This window comes from Delftia sp. PE138 (assembly GCF_018320755.1).
GTDB classification, from domain to species: domain Bacteria; phylum Pseudomonadota; class Gammaproteobacteria; order Burkholderiales; family Burkholderiaceae_C; genus Comamonas; species Comamonas tsuruhatensis.
On the sequence record NZ_JABEPN010000008.1, the window covers coordinates 31004 to 48779 of the forward strand.

A 17776-nucleotide genomic window follows, 5' to 3' on the forward strand; every position below is an offset into this window, starting at 1 on the left:
AGGAATGGCCGGGACCGGCCCTGCCGGTCCCGTCGCCCCTGGGTCAGTACTTCTGCGGCTCGGGCCGCGCAGCCTCGGACAGCGATGTCACCACGGGCGCCACGCCGCGCTGCAGGAACTGCCGCACGGCGTAGGCCAGCAGCAAAATGCACAGGCTGGCCACGCCCAGCGCCAGCGGCGTGCGCTGCTCGGGGATGAAGGCCATGGCGATGACGATGGACAGCATGCCGAAGATGGCGAACCAGGTCAGGTACGGATAGCACCACATGCGCACCTTGAGCTGGTGGGGCGCCTCGCGCTCCAGCCGGGCGCGCAGGCGCAGCTGCGAGATGGCGATCAGGATGTAGACGAAGATCGCCACCGTGCCGTAGGAGTTGACCAGGAAGGCGAACACCTTGTCGGGCGACACATAGGACATCACCACGGCGCCGTAGCCGAACAGCGTGGCCACCAGGATGGCCCGCGTGGGCACGCCATTGCGGCTGACCTTGGCCAGCGCCTGGGGCGCGTCGCCGCGCCGCGTCAGCGCGAACAGCATGCGAGATGACGCATACAGCCCCGAGTTGAGCGCCGACAGCACGGCCGTCAGCACGATGGCATTCATGATCTGCGCGGCGGCCGGCACGCCCATGGTGTTGAGCGCGCTGACATACGGCGTGGCAATGCCGCCCGCATTCCAGGGCACCAGGCAGGCCACCAGGAAGATGGAGCCCACATAGAACACCAGCACGCGCGTGATCACCGAGTTGGTCGCCTTGGCCACGGCCTTCTGCGGCTCGGCCGTCTCGGCGGCGGCAATGGTCACGATCTCGGCGCCGAAGTAAAAGCCCGTGGCCGCCACCGCCCCGGTCAGCACGGGCACGATGCCGTTGGGCATGAAGCCGCCGTTGCCGGTGAGGTTGCCGAAGTGCATGCCCTGCGAGGCGGGCGTCAGGCCCAGCACGTAGACGCCGGCCACGAACAGGAAGACCACGATGGCCGCCACCTTGATGGAGGCGAACCAGAACTCGAACTCGCCAAAGGACTTGACCGACACCAGGTTGGTCAGCGTCAGCATCACCAGCAGCACCAGGCTGATGCTCCAGTTGGGCACATCGGGCAGCCAGTAGCGCACCAGGTCGGCTCCGGCCACGGCCTCCAGCGCCACGACGATGACCCAGAAGTACCAGTACATCCAGCCCGTCAGAAAGCCTGCCAGCCGGCCCACGCCGGGGCGGTCGCGCCAGGCCTCGCGCGCAAACTCGTAGAACGATCCTCCCCCGGGCATGGAGCAGGCCAGCTCGCCCAGCATGCGCATGACCAGGACCACGAGCAGGCCCGTGATGAGGAAGGAAAGAATCGCGGCCGGCCCGGCCGACTTGATGACGACGCCGCTGCCCACGAACAGCCCGGCGCCGATGACGCCACCGAGGGCGATCATGGTCATGTGGCGTTCCTTGAGCCCGTGCGAAAGCCCCGGTGAAGAGGCGTGCTGATTTCCGATCATGTCTTGTCTCCTGTTTTATTCAGGCGCCACGGCTGATGCTCTGTTGTGGTGGCTGCGCAGGTGCGCGCCTTGCCGTGGCGTATCCGGTGTTCCCGGTGGCACGGGGCCGCAAGGCCCCGCGCCGTCAGGCGGCCGCCACCGGCGGGCGGTCCTTGCGGAAGGCGTTCTTCACGGCGATCTTTCCGTCCTTGAAGGTGAAGACATCCACCATGCGCGCTTCCACGCGCAGGCCGTCGGCCTTGGTGCCCTTGAAGGTGCTCTCGGACACGCCACGGTCGCCCTGCACGAAGTGGTCTCCATCGAGCCAGGCCGCATCGGGAAAGGCCTGCCAGGCCATCTGGAAGCCCTCGCGCACGGCTTGGCGGCCGATGAAGCTGCGGCCCATGAGGTCGGGGCCGGCCACGGCGTGGAACTCGCATTCATCGGCCATGAAGCCCATCAGGGCCTCGATGTCGTGGCGGTTCCAGGCCTCGGCGAAGCGGGCCAGGAACTGTGCGTCGGGAGGGTTGGTGTCTGCGCTCATGCTGTCTCCTTGTCTGTGGTGGGTCCCACGGCGCCGGGCCCGGGCAGGGCTGCCGCGCCGCGTCATCGAAATGTCGATGGGCCATGGTAGGTAGCAGGCACACGGACCCGTTAGAACCAGATGCCATCAATCGTTAGGTCCAGGCGCGCGCACCGGCCGCCACTGGCTCTATCGAAAGCTGGGCTGTGGCGCTAACTGGCTCCATGGCCTGCTGGCTATGCTGATTCCATCGTCGGTGCACCGCCTTGCAGGGCTCGCCGGCACTGGCCCCATTCCACCGAATCCATAGCAAAAAGCGGCAGATCCCAAGCCGCCGCACCAGGAGACATCCGCCATGAAAGCCGAGGACATCCGCCCCAGCCACCTGCGTCCCTACGACCCTCAGTACGACCCGCTGGTGGCCGCCAACCCGGGCCACGGCACGGGCTATGCGCCCACTTACTGGGTCGGCACGGCGGGACGCCCGCCAGACGATGACGGCCCGGTCACCGGCGACATGGACGTGGACGTGGCCATCGTCGGCTCGGGCTTCACGGGCCTGGCCACGGCCCTGTTCCTGGCGCGCGAACACGGCATCCGCGCCGTGGTGCTGGACGCCAACCAGACCGCCTGGGGTTGCACCAGCCGCAACGGCGGCCAGGGGCAGAACGCCAGCGGGCGCCTGTACCGCTCGCAATGGATCGCACGCTGGGGCAAGGACGTGGCGCTCAAGCTCGACGCCGAGATCCGCGAGGGCTTCCAGACCTTCAAGGACCTGGTGGCCGAATTCCCCGAGTGCGAGCCCCAGCCCGGCGGCCACCTCTACATCGCCCACCGCGAAAAGAAACTCGACTTCCTGCGCAACGAGACCCAGATCATGCGCGAGGTCTTCGGCTACGACGCCCGCATGCTCAGCCCCGAGGAGCTGCGCCGCGACTATGTGAACGATGCCGACAGCCACGGCGCCATGCACGAGCCCGACGGCATCGGCGTGCACCCGCTCAAGCTGGCCTTCGGCTACCTGCGCAAGGCGCGGGAGCTGGGCGTCAAGGTGCACCCGGCCAGCCCGGTGCTGGGCGTCGAGACGCGCAACGGCGTGCACCACCTGCGCACGCCCGGCGGCACCGTGCGGGCGCGCGCCGTGGGCTTTGCCACGGGCGGCTACACCAGCAACGCCCTGCATGGCAGCCTGCGCTCCAAGATCATGCCCATCCTCTCGAACTCGCTGGTCACGCGGCCGCTGACCGAGCAGGAACTGGAGGCCACGGGCTTCAAGACCACCCAGGTCATCACCGACACGCGCACGCTGCGCTTTTACTACCGCCGCCTGCCCGACAACCGCGTGCAGATCGGCAGCCGCAGCGCCGTCACGGGTGCCGATGCGCCCAACCCCATCCACATGGCCAAGCTGGTGGACGGCCTGCACCGCAAGTTCCCGGCGCTCAAGGGCATCACCATCGACTACTCCTGGTGGGGCTGGGTCGATGTGAGCCACGACATGATGCCGCGCGTCTTCCAGCCCGACCCGGGCCAGAGCATCTTCTACGCCGTGGGCTATGGCGGCAACGGCGTCTCCTTCTCGGCCCACGCGGGCCGTCGCATGGCCGAGCGCATCGCGGGGCGCCAGAGCAAGACCTTCGAGCTGCCCATCTACAACTCGGAGCTGGAGTATCCGAACGTCTTCAACATGGTGCGCTCGCCCGCGTTTGCGCCGTTTCGCCGGCTGGGGCAGCGGTTCCTGTACCACTGGTACTACATGCGCGACGAAAAGCTCTGAACCCCAACCGATTGCTGCTTGGGCCGGCCTCCTGCAGGGGGCCGGCCTTTTTTTTTCAGCAGCGCCGGGGGCAGCCACCTGCTACCGGTTCCGCATCCAGTCGGCCGTGTTCATGAAGCTGGCCTTGAGGCGCACGCGCAAATCCTCGGGCACGCCGGTCTCGCCCATGGCCTGGTCCATGCAGGCCACCCACTGGTCGCGTTCCAGGATGCCGATGGAAAACGGCATGTGGCGCATGCGCAGTCGCGGATGGCCGAAGCGTTCCTGGTAATGGTCAGGGCCGCCCAGCCAGCCGCACAGGAACCAGAACAGCTTCTGGCGCGCGTCGGCCAGCGTGCTGCCATGGGCGGCACGCAGTTCGGCATAGCCGGGCTCCAGGTCCATGAGATCGTAGAAACGGTCCACCAGGGCCTGCACCCTGGGCTCGCCGCCGATCCATTCATAGGGGGTCTGGGGGGCGTTGTTTTGGGATTCCTCTGACATGGCGAAAAGCGGCTGGCGGCTGAGTGAAACCCGCGATTGTCAGGCATGTGCCATGTCCGTGCCCGTACCGGTATCCGTGGGGGCCCCGGCACGCAGGAACCCGTACACCGCCAGCGCCGTGAGCACCGTGATGCCTGCCAGCACATCCAGCAAGATGCCAAAGGCCTGGCCATAGGCCGCCAGCACGGCGGGTGCAGACAGGCCGGGCAGCAGGGCCATGGCCTCGGCGATGTTCCCCGTCACCAGCAACTGCGCCGCGCGGCCGGTGGCATGCACCGCCTGGGGCGCCTGAGCTGCAAGTGCCGACAGACGCCATGCCAGCAATGCAGCCAGCCCCGCGCCCACCAGCGCCAGCGCCATGCCCTCGCCCGCCACGCGCACCGTGCTGAAAATGCCCGTGGCCATGCCCGCGCGCTCGCTGGGCACCACGCTCACGGCCAGGCCATCCATCAAACCCCAGGGCAGCCCGATGCCCAGGCCGACCAACACCAGCGGCGCCGCCATCTGCGCAAAGGCCGTGCCCGGCGCGCACCCGCCCAGCCACAGCAGGCCCGCAGCGCACACCAGCAACCCCGCCAGGCACAGCAGCGCGGCCGAAACCCAGCGCGTGAGCCAGCCCGCCAGCAACGGCACGAACAGCATGGGCAGGGACAGCACAAACATCAGCTGCCCCGCCTGCAGCGGCGCCATGCCCTCCACGCCGATGAAGCGCACCGGCAGCAGCACCAGCAGCACCACGAAGGCATAGGCCGGCGCACCCGCCAGCAACTGCACGCCCACGAAACGCGGATAGCGAAACAGCGACAGGTCCAGCATGGGCTGCCCCGTGCGCTGCTGCACGCGCCGCTCCACGGCCACAAAGGCCGCCAGCGCCAGCGCGGCACCGGCCAGCGGCAGCAGCGCCGCCCCGCTGTACCAGCCCGCCTCCGGCCCCTGCAGCACGCCCCAGGTCAGCAGCGCCAGGGCTGCGGTGAACAGCAGCGCACCGGCCCGGTCCAGCCGCTGCGCCTTCGGGTTGCGCGACTGAGGCATGCAGCGCAGCCCCAGCACCAGCGCGGCCAGCGCCACGGCGGCCACGCAAAGCACCACGCCGCGCCAGCCCGCCACGCCCAGCAACCAGCCCGACAGCAACGGCCCGAAGGCTAGGCCCACGCCAAACGACGTGCCCACGCCACTGAAGGCACGCATGCGCCCCGCTCCATCGAACACCTGGGCCAGCGCCGCCGTGCCGCCCGCCAGCGCGGCCGCCGCGCCCAGGCCCTGCAGCGCACGCAGCAGGTTGAACACGACAATGGCCCCCTGCCCGCCCAGGCATGCCTGGGCCAGCGCACTGGCCAGCACCACGCCCAGCCCGGTCAGGAAAACGCGCCGCCGCCCGTGCAGATCGGCCAGCGCGCCGGCCGCCATCAGCGTGGCGCCAAAGCTCAGCATGAAGGCATTCGTCACCCAGTTGAGCGCCAGCGGCCCGCCGCCCAGCGCCTCGCGCAGCGCAGACAGGGCCACGGCCGGCCCGGTAAAGCTCAGCGGCATCGCCAGCGCTGCAAGGCAGACCGACAACAGCACCCAGACCGGGGATGCATGCGGTCGCGCTGTGCCGTGGAGCGCACCCGGTGCGCGGGAAGAAGTCAGGCAGGAGGACATGGTTGGCAAGGCTTTCGCAATTTCCCGGCCGCACATGGCCAGGCATGCATGAACGATAAAAGCGCTGCAATGCCGTGAAAATAGGCGCCAGACTCCCCACACTCCCGACCCCAGGTTGGCAATCGACATGGACAGCTTCAGCGGACTCGAATCCTTTGTGCGTGCAGCCGACCTGCTGAGCTTTGCCGAGGCCGGGCGCGCCCTGGGCATCTCGGCCTCGGCCGTAGGCAAGAACGTGGCGCGGCTGGAACAGCAGTTGGGCCTGCGCCTGTTCCAGCGCACCACGCGCCAGGTGCGGCTCACACAGGAAGGCGCGCTGTTCCATGAGCGCTGCCGCCGCATCCTGGATGAACTGCACGATGCGCGCGCCACCATGCAGGCCGCCGCCGAGGCGCCGCGCGGACGGCTGCGCGTGAGCCTGCCCACCATCGGCTACCGCTTCCTGCTGCCTGTGCTGCCCGAGTTCCAGGCCCTGTACCCGGAGGTTGACCTGGACCTGGACTTCAACGACCACCTGGTGGACGTGGTCGAGGCCGGCCTGGACGTGGTCATCCGCAGCGGCGAACTGGCCGACTCGCGCCTGGTCGCGCGCCGGCTGGGGCCGTTCCGCTTCATCCTGGCCGGCTCGCCCGACTACCTGGCGGCACGGGGCATACCGCAATCCCCCGCCGAGCTGGCACAGCACAGCTGCCTGCGCTACCGCTTCCTGAGCAGCGGCAAGCTGGAAGAATGGGTGCTGCCCGGCATGCCGCCCCACCTGCCCGCCGCCCTGGTCTGCAACAACATGGAAGCCATGCTGGGCGCGGCCGTGGCGGGCATGGGGCTGGCCTATATGCCGGACTTCCTTGCGCGGGATGCACTGGGGCGTGGCGAACTGCAGCGGGTGCTGGCGGAGGACCTGACGCACACGGGGCAGTTTTCGGCGCTGTGGGCGTCGAGTCGGCAGTTGTCGCCTAAGGTGAGGGCGTTTGTGGATTTTGTGGGGGGGAGGTTGTTCAAGGAGGGCTGAGTTGTGTCCCTGCTCGCCGGAGTCGCCTTTTTTTGCCCCTGCCGGGTGGTTGTTTTTCGAGGCCGGGTCTCGGCCCGGCGGCCGACTGCCCTTTCTTGATTCGCCAAGAAAGGTCAGATCAAAGAAGGCGACCCGAATGTCCGCGACCCTCCGCTTCGCTGCGGGCAACCTGCGTCGTGGCGGTTGCGGGGTTCGCTGCGGAACTCGCTGCGTTCACTTCGTGAACTCCGCTCAGACAACCGCAGCGAGTCAGTTGACGAAGCAGTCCTGTCCTTCGGCAGGACTGCAACCCCGCAACCACCACGCCGCAGGCGCTGACATACGGGGAGTTTTGACGGGCCGTCGCTTCGCTCGGCGCCGGTTTCACGCCGAGCGGAGCGATGGCGCCGGCTGTTGGCTGTTGGCTGTTGGCTGTTGGCTATCCCTCAGCCTCCCCCCTTCTGCCCACGCCTGCGTTGGGCGGGATGCGGGGTGGCAAGCCTGCCGAAGGACAGGCTTGCTTCGTCATCTGACTTGCCGCAGTTGTTTGAGCGGCGCGCGAAGCGCAAAGCGAGTTCTGCGGCACACCCCGCATCCCGCCCAACGCAGGTCGCCCGCAGCGAAGCGAAGGGTCGTGGGCAGTTTGGGGCGCGCTTCTTTGCCCCGCTTTCTTGTCGCGCGACAAGAAAGCGGGTCGGCTGCCGGGCCGAACCCCGGCCTCGAAAAACAACCACCCGGCAGGGGCAAAAAACAGAGCCCAAAGACCTACTCAGCCACCTGCCTCAACGTATCCATCACAGGCCTCCTCAACACCTCCCGCAACGCCCACCACCCCGCCATCCAGGCCAGCAAGGCCCCGGCAACGGCCCCCGCCAGCGGAGCCCACCAGGGCACGGTCCAGTTGAACTCGAACACCCAGCGCGCCAGGGCCCAGCCCACGGCCCCCGCCGCACAACTGGCCAGGAAACCCGCCAGCAGGCCCACGCCAGCCAGCTCGGCGCGCTGCACCTGCGCCAGCAGCCGCGCCTGGGCACCGACGGCGCGCATGATGGCGTACTCGCGCGCACGCTCCTCGCGCGTGGCGGTGACGGCGGCGAAGAGCACGACCAGGCCGGCGGCCAGGGTGAAGCCGAAGAGGAATTCCACCGCGCGTATCACCTGGTCCAGCACGCGCTGCACCTGGGCCAGCGTGGTGCTCAGGTCCACGTTGGTGATGTTGGGAAACTCGCGCACCAGGGCGTTGTCGAAGCCCGCCACGTCGGGCGCGCGGTAGGCGGCCAGGTAGCTGACGGCCACGTCGTCCAGGTGGTCCACGGGATAGATGACGAAGAAGTTGGCCCGCATCGATCCCCAGTCCACCTTGCGCAGGCTGGTGATGCGCGCCTCGCTGGGCACGCCGCCCACGTCGAAGCCCAGCGTGTCGCCGAGCTTGAGGCCCAGGGTCTCGGCAATGCCGTCCTCCACGCTGATCTCGCCCTTGGCGCCAGGCGTCCAGGTGCCCGCCGTGATCAGGTTGTGCGCGGGCGCCTGCGCCGTGGTGGAGAGGTTGAACTCCCGGTCCACCAGGCGCTTGGCACGGTCTTCGCTGAAGTCGTCGGGGCTGACCGGCTTGCCGTTGACGGTGACCAGACGCCCCCGGATCATGGGGAACCAGTCATAGGAGGTGACGCCAGCCTTGTCCAGCGCCGCGCGGAAACCGTCGGCCTGCTCGGGCTGCACGTTGATGACGAAGCGGTTGGGCGCATTGGCCGGCGTGGCCTGGCGCCAGCTGCCGATGAGGTCGGTGCGCAGCAGCACCAGCAGCATGAGCGCCAGCAGCCCCACGGCCAGGCTGCTGATCTGCACCACGGCATAGGCGGGGCGCGCGGCGATCTGGCGCGTGGCCAGCACCAGCCAGCGTGGCGCCGTGCTCTCGTGCACCAGGCGGCGCAGCACCTGCACGGCCAGCCAGCCCAGGGCCGCGAACAGCAGCACGGCCACGGCAAAGCCACCCACGGCGATCAGGCCCAGCTTGATGTCGCGGCTGGCCGCCAGCAGCAACGCCGCAAAGCCTGCCACGCCCACGGCCAGCACCACCACCGAGGCAGGCTTGAGCGCGCCCAGGTCGCGGCGCATGACGCGCAGCGGCGGCACGCGCGCCAGCTGCAGCACGGGCGGCAGGCCAAAGGCCAGCAGCAGGGTCAGCCCCATGCCCACGCCGAAGACCGCAGGCCACAGGCCCGGTGCGGGCAAGGCGGTTTCCACCAGCCCGGCCAGCAGCAGCACGAACACATGGTGGATGGCCCAGCCCAGCAGCACGCCAGCGGCGCTGGAGGCCAGACCGACCAGCACGAACTCCACCGTATAGGCCCCTGCAATGCGCCGTTGGCTCTGGCCGAGCACGCGCAGCATGGCCGAGGCGTCGAGGTGGCTGTTGGCAAAGCCGCGCGCAGCCAGGGCCACGGCCACGGCCGACAGCAGCGCCGCCAGCAGGGCGACCAGGCTCAGGAATTTCTCGGCGCGGTCCAGCGTCTGGCGCATCTCGGGGCGGCCGCTGTCCAGCGACTCCACGCGCACGCCATGCACGCCGGGCGCCTTGGCCTGCTGCTCGGCCCAGACGCGGTAGCGCTGCACGGCCGGCTCGGAGCCATCACCCGCGCCGGCCACGGCCAGGCGGTAGGTGATGCGGCTGGCCGGCTGCACCAGGCCTGTGGCGGCAAGGTCGGCGGAGGTGATCATCACGCGCGGCGCAAAGTTCATGAAGCCTGCGCCCCGGTCGGGCTCGATGGAGATGATGCGCGCCACGCGCAGTTGGGCGTCGCCCAGCAGTAGCATGTCCCCCACGCCTATGCCCAGCGACTCCAGCAGCGGCGCATCGACCCAGGCCTCGCCCCGCGCCGGTATCTCGCGCGTGGCCCGGTCGGCCGCGCCGGGGGCATCGGCCACGCGCAGGCTGCCGCGCAGCGGATAACCTTCGGGCACGCTCTTGAGCGCCACCAAGCGGCTCATGCCGCCTTGCGCGTCGCTGGCGCGCGCCATGGTCGGGAAGCTGGATGTCTCCAGGGCCTGCAGCCCTTCGGCGCGTGCGCGCTCGGCAAAGGCCGGCGCCGTGGGGTTGTCGCCGACCACGACCACGTCGCCGCCCAGCAGCTGGCGCGCATCGCGCTGCAGCCCCGCCTGCAGCCGGTCGGCAAAAAAGCCCACCGAACTGAGCGCGGCCACGGCCAGCATCACGGCGACGATCAACAGGCGCAACTCGCCCGCGCGCAGGTCGCGCCACAGGGTGCGCCAACCCAGGGTCCATGCAGAAGATCCATTCATGCCGCGCAGATTAGCGCAGGCGAAGATGGGCACCCGGGCGCCACGGCTATTGGCACGGCTATTGGCACGGCCGTTCAGGACTATGGGCCCGGCCGTTCAGAACATCAGCCGCAGGCCCAGGTCCAGCCCGAGCGCGCCGGCCGGCTGCATGCCGCCCGTGGTCAGGTAGCCGGGCTGGGGCAGGATGGCCGGGTTGCTGACCACCAGCGGCGTCACGCCCATCACGCCCGGGTTGTTGCGCCCGTTGCCCACGCTGATGCGTGACACCGTGGCGTACAGCGCCGTGCGTTTGGACAGCGGGTGCACATAGCCCAGGGCGAGCTTGTTCACCGAGGAATCGCCGTCGGCCAGGCCCTGGCCATTCCTGAACTGCACACGTGCATAGGAGGCGCGCAGCGCCCCCTGGCCCACGGGGATGTTCACGCCGGCCAGCACGCCCAGGTAGCGGTCGTTGATCGCGGCCAGCGTGCCGGCGTCGCGCCGCTCGTTGCGCACGCCGGACCATTCGCCAAACAGCTTGACAGTGCCGAAGTCATAGGAGCCGCCCAGGTTCAGCGAGCGGATCTTTTCCGCGCCGGCGCCCGAGGTGCCCAGGGTGTTCTCGCCATAGCCCAGCGCCACATCGGCCGCCCCCATGGCCCAGCCGATGCGGGCACCCGCGTAGCGCCCCCGCTTCGAGCTGTTCTCGGGGAAGGCGTACATGGCCTGCCCGTAGACGCCGCCCAGGCCCGGCGGCAGGAAATAACCGATGGAGTTGCCTGCGCGCAGATAGGTGTCCGTGCCCGCCGACAGCCCGCCGCCCAGCAGGCCGCCCGTGGCCAGCGCGCGGGCGATGGCCAGGTTGCTGTTGACCACGGCGATCAGGTTGGTGCCCACGCCGTTGACGGTGAAGGGGTCGAAGGCCCAGTCGTTCAGAAACGAAGGCGTGTGGTCGCGCCCCATGCGCAGCTCGCCCAGGCGACCGGACAGGCTGATGGTGGCGCGCCGCCCGAAGTTGAGTGCGCCGCCGCCCGTGTCATTGGCCACCGGCGCCTCCAGCCACAGGCCGGCCATGAGGCCGCCGCCCAGGTCCTCGCTGGCGCGCAGCCCGATGCGGCTGGCCAGGTTGCCCGAGGGCGACAGCGCCCAGGTGCTTTGCCGCGCCGAGCGCGCGGGGCCCGCGTCCCAGGAATCGCTGCGCACGCTGTAGCGGCTGATGCCGGCGTCCATCACGCCGAACAGCGTGACCGAGGTGGGCGCCTGGGCGGCGGCCGCGCCTGCCAGACACAGCAGGCCCAGCGCGTGCAGGCCGCAGGGATGGGGGTGAAGTCGGGGCATGGGGGTCTCCTGTTCGTCGTGGGGCTGGCGCGGTCCTGCGCCACGAATCGACTCTAGGAAAGCCATCGCGCCGCTTCTTGGCAGTTCATGCCAACGGTTTTGCAATTCACGACATGCGCGGGTTGCCCTGGTCAGGGTTGCCATGGATTTGTCCCAACAAGGCAAATGCCTGTCCCCCAATGGCAAGTCCCGGGAAAGCGGGCTTTCGATACTGGATGCCAGAACACGGAACAAGGAGACACGGATATGAGACTGCCCCACGCCATCGCCACGCTGCTCGCGGGCTGCGCCATCACCATCGCCATCGCCGGTACGGCCTGGAGCCGCCAGCCGCTCAGGCTCATCGTGCCCGCACCGCCGGGCGGCACCATGGACATCGTGGCGCGCGTCGTGGGCCAGCAGCTCGCGTCTGAAACAGGCCAGGCCGTGGTGATAGACAACCGCCCGGGCGCAGGCGGCCTGCTGGGCATGCAGACCCTGCTGCAGGCGCCCGCCGATGGGCAGACGCTGCTGGTGGGCGCAAGCAATCTGCTGGCCGAGATCCCCCATGTGATCAAGATGCCCTTCGATCCGCTCAAGGACCTGGTGCCCCTGGCCTCGCTGGCCCGCTCGGGCGTGGTGCTGGTGGCCGCGGCCAGCCAGCCCGCCCAGGACTTGCAGGAGCTGCTCGCGCAGCTCAAGGCACGCAAAGGCCAGACCAGCTTTGCCAGCTACAGCCCCGGCACCGTGTCGCACTACGCCGGCCTGATCCTCAGCGACAAGGCGGGCCTGGACCTGCAGCACGTGGGCTACGCGGGCTCGCCGCCGGCCGTGCAGGCCCTGCTGGGCGGCCAGGTGGACGTCATGTTCGACGGCATGCTGACCTCGGTACCCCTGATCAGGGCCGGCAAGCTGCGTGCCTACGCGTTCTCCGGCCCCCGGCGTTCACGCCACCTGCCCCAGGTGCCGACCACCGCCGAACTCGGCTACCCCGAGCTGCAGTTTCGCGGCTGGGTGGGCCTGATCGCGCCGGCCCGCCTGCCGCCCGAAACCATGGAACGCCTGCGCGCCGCCATCGGGAAAGCGGCCAGCGCGCCGGCCGTGCAGCAAAAGCTCTCCGACGTGGGGCTGGAGCCCGAGGTGCTCACCGACACCGCCGCGCTGCAGCGCGAGACACGCCAGATGTCCGAGCGCAACGCCGGCATCGTGAAGAAATACCAGATCACCGCGAACTGACTTCCAGGGAAACACCGACCATGCAGATCCGACAGATCACCCCCGCCATCGGCGCCGAAATCTCCGGCATCCATCTCGGCGATGCCGCACGCGACGCCGCACTGTTCGCGGACATCCGCGCCGCGCTGCTGACCCATCGCGTGCTGTTCTTCCGGGACCAGGACATCACGCGCGCCGAACATGTGGCCTTTGCCAGCCGCTTCGGCCCACTGGAGGACCATCCCGTGGCAGGCAGCGATCCCGAGCACCCTGGCCTGGTGCGCATCTACCGCAGCGACGATCCGCACAGCTACGAAAACACCTGGCACTGCGATGGCCTGTGGCGCCCCAACCCGGCCATGGGCGCGGTGCTGCGCTGCATAGAGTGCCCGCCGATCGGCGGCGACACCATCTGGGTCAACATGGTCAAGGCCTACGAGGAGCTGCCCGAGAGCATCAAGCGCAGCATCGACGGCCTGCGCGCCAAGGCCGGCATAGAGCACACCTTCGGTGCCGTGATGGCGCCCGAGGCGCGCGCTCGGCTGGCCAGCGAGCACCCGCCCGTGGAGCATCCCGTGGTGCGCACCCACCCCGAGACCGGCGAGAAGCTGCTGTTCGTGGGCGCGGGCTTCAGCACCCACTTCGTCAACTACAGCACGCCCGAGAACGTGCGCCACGGCATAGACAAGGCGCCCGGCGCCGCGCTGCTGATGAACTACCTGATCAGCCGCGCCACGATTCCCGAATACCAGGTGCGCTGGTCCTGGAAGCCCGGCGACGTGGCCGTCTGGGACAACCGCAGCACCCAGCACTACGCGCTCAACGACTACTACCCGGCGCCCCGCCGCATGGAGCGCGCGGGCATCGTCGGCGACATCCCGCGCTGAGGCCCTGCACAGACTCTTCCCACACCTACCCCTCACCCCCACCCACCGGAGCGTCCCATGAATTTTCTCGATGGCCACCTGTTCCCCGAAAACCAGCAGCCCCTGATCATCACGGCAGCCCCCTATGCGCCGGGCTGGCTGCCCGGCGATTTCCCCGAAGACATTCCCGTGACCATGGACGAGCAGATCCAGAAGGCCGTGGACTGCTACAACGCCGGCGCCACCGTGCTGCACCTGCATGTGCGCGAGCTGGATGGCAAAGGCAGCAAGCGCCTGTCGAAGTTCAACGAGCTGATCGCCGGCGTGCGTGCGCGTGTGCCCGAGATGATCATCCAGGTGGGCGGATCGATCAGCTTTGCTCCCGAGACGGACGGCGCGGCCGCCAAGTGGCTGTCCGATGACACGCGCCACATGCTGGCCGAGCTGGAGCCCGTGCCCGACCAGGTCACGGTGACCGTCAATACCTCGCAGATGAACGTGACGGAGCAGGCCGAGGACGCGGACTTCAGGGGCACCTCGCGCGAGAATCCCGCCATCTTCGACGCCTACAAGGAGATGACCGTGCCCGCCCAGCCCGGCTGGGCCGAGGAGCACATCCGGCGCCTGTCCGCCGCCGGCATCCAGAGCGCCTTCCAGTGCTACAACATCAACAGCTTCGAGTCGGTGGAGCGGCTCATGCGCCGCGGCATCTACAAGGGCCCGCTGGTGATGAACTGGGTGGCGATCGGCGGCGGCATGGACGCGCCCAGCATCTACAGCCTGGCCCACTTCGTGCGCGCCGTGCCCGACGGCGCCGTGCTCACCGTGGAAAGCAATGTGCGCAACGTGCTGCCCGTGAACATGATGGGCATCGCCATGGGGCTGCACGTGCGCTGCGGCACCGAGGACTGCCTGTGGAACCAGTCGCGCAGCGCCAAGGCCAGCACGGTCTCCCAGATCGAACAGCTGGCGCGCATCGCGCGCGAGTTCGGCCGCCCCATCGCCACGGCGCAACAGGCGCGCGCCATCAGCAAGATTGGCGTGTTCTACGACACCGCCGAAGAGACATTGGCGGCCAACGGCTTCGCGCCCAACCGCAACGGCGGCAACCAGGGATTTCTGCGCAAGACCGCCTGACGCACTAGGCCTCGCCAACCCGTCCCTGCCCCCGCCTGCGCCAGTCCGAGACGCTGGCGCCGAAAGCGGCCCGGAACCAGTGGCAAAAGCCGCTGGGCGCGGCAAACCCCAGCAGGCCCGCCACCTCGCTCAGGGGCTGGCCACCGTCTTGCAGATGGCGCAGCACCAGTTCCCTGCGGAGGGTGTCGAGCAGTGCCGAGAAAGTCTGCCCTTCCGCAAGCAGGCGGCGGTGCAGCGTGCGGCGGTCCATTCCCAGGTGGCGCGCCACCTGCTGGGCCGTGCAGCGGCCGCCCGGCAGCAATGCAATGATCAGCTCCCTGCAGGCCGCCTGCATGCCTTCGCCCCGGCTGCGCAGCGCCTGCTCCAGATGGCTTCGCGCAAAGCGCGCAACGCCCGAGCCCTGCGCCTGGCCGCATTCGCGCAGCAGTTGCAGATCCGCCAGGCGGCAGACCATGCCGTTGAAAGGCTGGTCAAACAAAGGGGTCACGCCGAAGAAGGCACGGTGGGCCGATGCATCGGCCGGTGCGCGGTGTACGAAGCTGACCTGCTGCGGGCGCCACTGGGCGCCGATCAGCTCGCGCAGCACGCGAAACATCACGCCCACCGCCAGCTCCATGGACTGGCGCATGGCCATGCCCGCGATGGGCACCAGGTCCTGGCGCACCAGCACCCCGGAGCCCGCGTCCTCGATGCGTACGAACATGCCCGCACTCAGCAGCTTGAGGTAGCGGCACAGCGTGTCCAGCGCCTGGCGCGGCGTGGGCTCTTGCTGCAGCACAAGGCTGATGGGGCCCAGGTGGGACAGGCTGCGCCGCGCCGCCAGGCGCAGCGCGAAATCCTGCGTTCCCGTGGTGCGCGCGGCCACCTCCAGCAGCTCGCGCACGGCATGGATGGGAATCAGCGTCTCCGGGTCGTCGAGCAGGCGCGCCGACAGTCCCGCCGCGCGCACAAGGACGGCGGGATCATGGCCCAGGCTTTTCACCAGGTCGGCATAGCCATGCAGGCTGGCACTGCGGATAAGGCCGCAGGTGACGGGCCTGCGGCCTGCGGCCACGGTGCCGAAGGCATGGAGCGCAGGGGTCTGCATGGCAGGTCCATTTCAGGGAATCAGCACCGTCGCGCCCGCGGTGCGGCGCGACTCCAGCGCCTGGTGCGCCTGGGCCGCATCGGCCAGCGCAAAGCTTTGCTGGGGCTCGCTGGCGATGCGCCCGGCCAGCACATGGTCGAACAGCTCGCGCGCCATCTCCAGCATGTGGGCGCGCGGCTGGATGTAGTGCACCATCGCGGGCCGCGTCATCCAGATCGATCCCTTGGAGGCCAGCAGCTGGGAGTCCACCACCACCGAGCCCGACGAGGTGCCGTTGCTGATCAGCCGGCCGCGCGGCTGCAGGCAGTCCAGCGAATCCATGAGCGTGTCCTTGCCCACCGAGTCATAGACCACGGGCACGCCCTGGCCACCCGTGATCTCCATCACGCGAGCGACGGTGTTCTCGCGCGAGGTCACGATGACGTGGGCGCAGCCGTTGGCGCGCGCGGCGGCGGCCTTTTCGTCGGTGCTCACCGTGCCGATCATGGTCACGCCCAGGGCACGCGCCCACTGGCAGGCGATCAGCCCCACGCCTCCGGCCGCCGCGTGGTAGAGGATGGTTTCGCCCCCCTGCAGCGGATGGACCTGGCGGAACAGGTACTGCGCCGTCATGCCCTTCATCATCAGCGTGGCCGCCGTGCGGTCGCTGATGCCGTCGGGCAGCGGGATCAGCACATCGGCCGGCATCACGCGCACATCGCTGTAGGCGCCCTGCGGGCCCATCAGGTAGCCCACGCGGTCGCCGGGCCGCACTTCGGTCACGCCCTCCCCCACGGCCTCGACCACGCCCACGGCGTCCGAGCCCAGGCCGTTGGGCAGGGCCAGCGGATAGCGGCCCGTGCGGAAATAGATGTCGATGAAATTGACGGCGATGAAGCTGTGGCGCACGCGCGCCTGGCCGGGTCCCGGCGCGCCGGCCTCGGCATGCTCCAGCCTGAGCACCTCGGGGCCGCCGGTGGTATGAAAGCGTATGGCCTTTGCCATGGAGTCTCCTTGTGTAGCGCCTGCGTGAGGCGCCCTGCATCAGTTGAGCCGGATGTCGAAGTTCCGGACGATCTCGGCATTGCGGTCGAACTCGGTGCGCAGGTCGGTGGACATCTGCTCCAGCGAGCGATCGCCTTCTACGGGCTCGAAGCCCGTGCCCGCATAGCGTTCGCGCACGGCCTTGCGGGCGTTGACCCGGGCCAGCGCGCCGTGGATCTTCTCCAGCAGCGGGCGCGGCGTCTGCGCCGAGGCGAACACGCCGCTCCAGTTGCTGAAATCCACCTCGGGGTAGCCCAGCTCGGCCAGCGTGGGCACCTGCGGGTAGTCGGGCAGCCGGCTCTTGTAGGCCACGGCCAGCAGCCTGACCTTGCCGCCCGCGATCAGCGGCTTGGAGGTGACCGATCCGTCGAACATCAGCGGGATCTGGTTGCCCATGACCTGGGCCAGCGCGGGCGCCGAGCCCGGGAAGGCCACATGCTCCATGTCCAGGTGGGCCCTTCTGTTGAGGATGGCGCCCGCGTACTGCGAGGCCGTGCCCTGGCTGTACGAGGCGAACGACAGCGTGCCCGGGTGGGCCTTCACGTAGGCGATGGCCTCGGCCCCGTCGCGCGCGGGAAACTGCGGCGAGGCGATGAACAGCATCACCGAGCGCGCCATCTGCGCCACGGGCCGCACGTCCTTCATGGGGTCGAAGCCGACCTTGAGCACATGGGGCACCTCGGTGAGGATGTTGGTCACCGTCACCAGCAGCGTGCTGCCGTCGGCCGGCTGGGACAGCATGTGCTTGACGGCGATGGCGCCACCGGCGCCGGGCCGGTTCTCGACGATGACGGGCTGGCGTACCTCCTGCGCCAGTTGGTCGCTGATGATGCGCGCGAACACGTCGATGGTGCCGCCGGGCGGCGCCGGCACGATGAGCCGGACCGGCTTGTCGCCGAAGGCGTGGGCGCCACCGGCCAGCAGCGAGGCGGCCAGGGCGATGGCAGTCCAGGGGGGCATGCGTTGCATCATGGG

General features: G+C 69.2%; 14 protein-coding genes. 5 read left to right on the forward strand and 9 right to left on the reverse strand.

Going from position 1 to position 17776, the window contains the following annotated elements; translation table 11 throughout:
* Nucleotides 1-43 precede the first annotated feature (43 nt).
* Nucleotides 44-1486, reverse strand: a complete 1443-nt coding sequence (locus tag HFGMBDPB_RS23180) for an amino acid permease (RefSeq protein WP_016450754.1) — start codon at nucleotides 1484-1486, stop codon at nucleotides 44-46.
* 124 nt (nucleotides 1487-1610) lie between these two features.
* Nucleotides 1611-2009, reverse strand: a complete 399-nt coding sequence (locus HFGMBDPB_RS23185) for a nuclear transport factor 2 family protein (protein WP_016454801.1) — start codon at nucleotides 2007-2009, stop codon at nucleotides 1611-1613.
* A 334-nt stretch (nucleotides 2010-2343) separates the two neighbouring features.
* Here HFGMBDPB_RS23185 and HFGMBDPB_RS23190 point away from each other — a divergent pair, with 334 nt between their 5' ends.
* The gene (locus HFGMBDPB_RS23190) at nucleotides 2344-3765 is read left to right on the forward strand and encodes an NAD(P)/FAD-dependent oxidoreductase (protein WP_016454802.1); all 1422 of its coding nucleotides are present in this window, start codon (nucleotides 2344-2346) and stop codon (nucleotides 3763-3765) included.
* Nucleotides 3766-3846: 81 nt separating this feature from the next.
* On the opposite strand, the gene HFGMBDPB_RS23195 is transcribed toward HFGMBDPB_RS23190, so the two are convergent.
* Together HFGMBDPB_RS23195 and HFGMBDPB_RS23200 are read right to left on the reverse strand one after the other, a co-directional pair.
* Entirely contained in the window at nucleotides 3847-4248 is a 402-nt protein-coding gene (locus tag HFGMBDPB_RS23195) for a group II truncated hemoglobin (RefSeq protein WP_034367729.1), read from the reverse strand.
* A 39-nt stretch (nucleotides 4249-4287) separates the two neighbouring features.
* Entirely contained in the window at nucleotides 4288-5811 is a 1524-nt protein-coding gene (locus tag HFGMBDPB_RS23200) for an MFS transporter (RefSeq protein ID WP_212646481.1), read from the reverse strand.
* 205 nt (nucleotides 5812-6016) lie between these two features.
* Here HFGMBDPB_RS23200 and HFGMBDPB_RS23205 point away from each other — a divergent pair, with 205 nt between their 5' ends.
* Nucleotides 6017-6898 carry a LysR family transcriptional regulator gene (locus tag HFGMBDPB_RS23205; RefSeq protein WP_043825190.1) on the forward strand — a complete coding sequence of 294 codons (882 nt, stop codon included), beginning with the start codon at nucleotides 6017-6019 and terminating at the stop codon, nucleotides 6896-6898.
* Between the two features lie 744 nt (nucleotides 6899-7642).
* Here the strand turns inward: HFGMBDPB_RS23205 and HFGMBDPB_RS23210 are convergent.
* Together HFGMBDPB_RS23210 and HFGMBDPB_RS23215 are read right to left on the reverse strand one after the other, a co-directional pair.
* Nucleotides 7643-10177, reverse strand: a complete 2535-nt coding sequence (locus HFGMBDPB_RS23210; RefSeq protein ID WP_212646359.1) for an ABC transporter permease — start codon at nucleotides 10175-10177, stop codon at nucleotides 7643-7645.
* Between the two features lie 96 nt (nucleotides 10178-10273).
* Nucleotides 10274-11494 carry a porin gene (locus tag HFGMBDPB_RS23215; protein ID WP_212646360.1) on the reverse strand — a complete coding sequence of 407 codons (1221 nt, stop codon included), beginning with the start codon at nucleotides 11492-11494 and terminating at the stop codon, nucleotides 10274-10276.
* 246 nt (nucleotides 11495-11740) lie between these two features.
* On the opposite strand from HFGMBDPB_RS23215, the gene HFGMBDPB_RS23220 reads away from it, so the two are divergent.
* From HFGMBDPB_RS23220 to HFGMBDPB_RS23230, 3 genes are read left to right on the forward strand one after another with little or no spacing between them, the layout of a single operon-like run.
* Nucleotides 11741-12709 carry a Bug family tripartite tricarboxylate transporter substrate binding protein gene (locus tag HFGMBDPB_RS23220; RefSeq protein ID WP_212646361.1) on the forward strand — a complete coding sequence of 323 codons (969 nt, stop codon included), beginning with the start codon at nucleotides 11741-11743 and terminating at the stop codon, nucleotides 12707-12709.
* Nucleotides 12710-12729: 20 nt separating this feature from the next.
* A complete protein-coding gene (locus tag HFGMBDPB_RS23225; protein WP_016450763.1) occupies nucleotides 12730-13575 on the forward strand; it encodes a TauD/TfdA dioxygenase family protein in 846 nt (281 codons plus the stop codon).
* 57 nt (nucleotides 13576-13632) lie between these two features.
* Nucleotides 13633-14691 (forward strand): beta-keto acid cleavage family enzyme, encoded by a 1059-nt coding sequence (locus HFGMBDPB_RS23230; protein WP_212646362.1) that lies wholly within the window; start codon nucleotides 13633-13635, stop codon nucleotides 14689-14691.
* 4 nt (nucleotides 14692-14695) lie between these two features.
* On the opposite strand, the gene HFGMBDPB_RS23235 is transcribed toward HFGMBDPB_RS23230, so the two are convergent.
* From HFGMBDPB_RS23235 to HFGMBDPB_RS23245, 3 genes are read right to left on the reverse strand one after another with little or no spacing between them, the layout of a single operon-like run.
* Entirely contained in the window at nucleotides 14696-15778 is a 1083-nt protein-coding gene (locus HFGMBDPB_RS23235; protein WP_160853327.1) for an AraC family transcriptional regulator, read from the reverse strand.
* A gap of 12 nt (nucleotides 15779-15790) precedes the next feature.
* Entirely contained in the window at nucleotides 15791-16762 is a 972-nt protein-coding gene (locus HFGMBDPB_RS23240; protein ID WP_212646363.1) for a quinone oxidoreductase family protein, read from the reverse strand.
* Between the two features lie 39 nt (nucleotides 16763-16801).
* Nucleotides 16802-17770, reverse strand: a complete 969-nt coding sequence (locus HFGMBDPB_RS23245) for a Bug family tripartite tricarboxylate transporter substrate binding protein (protein WP_133072779.1) — start codon at nucleotides 17768-17770, stop codon at nucleotides 16802-16804.
* Nucleotides 17771-17776: the final 6 nt, after the last annotated feature.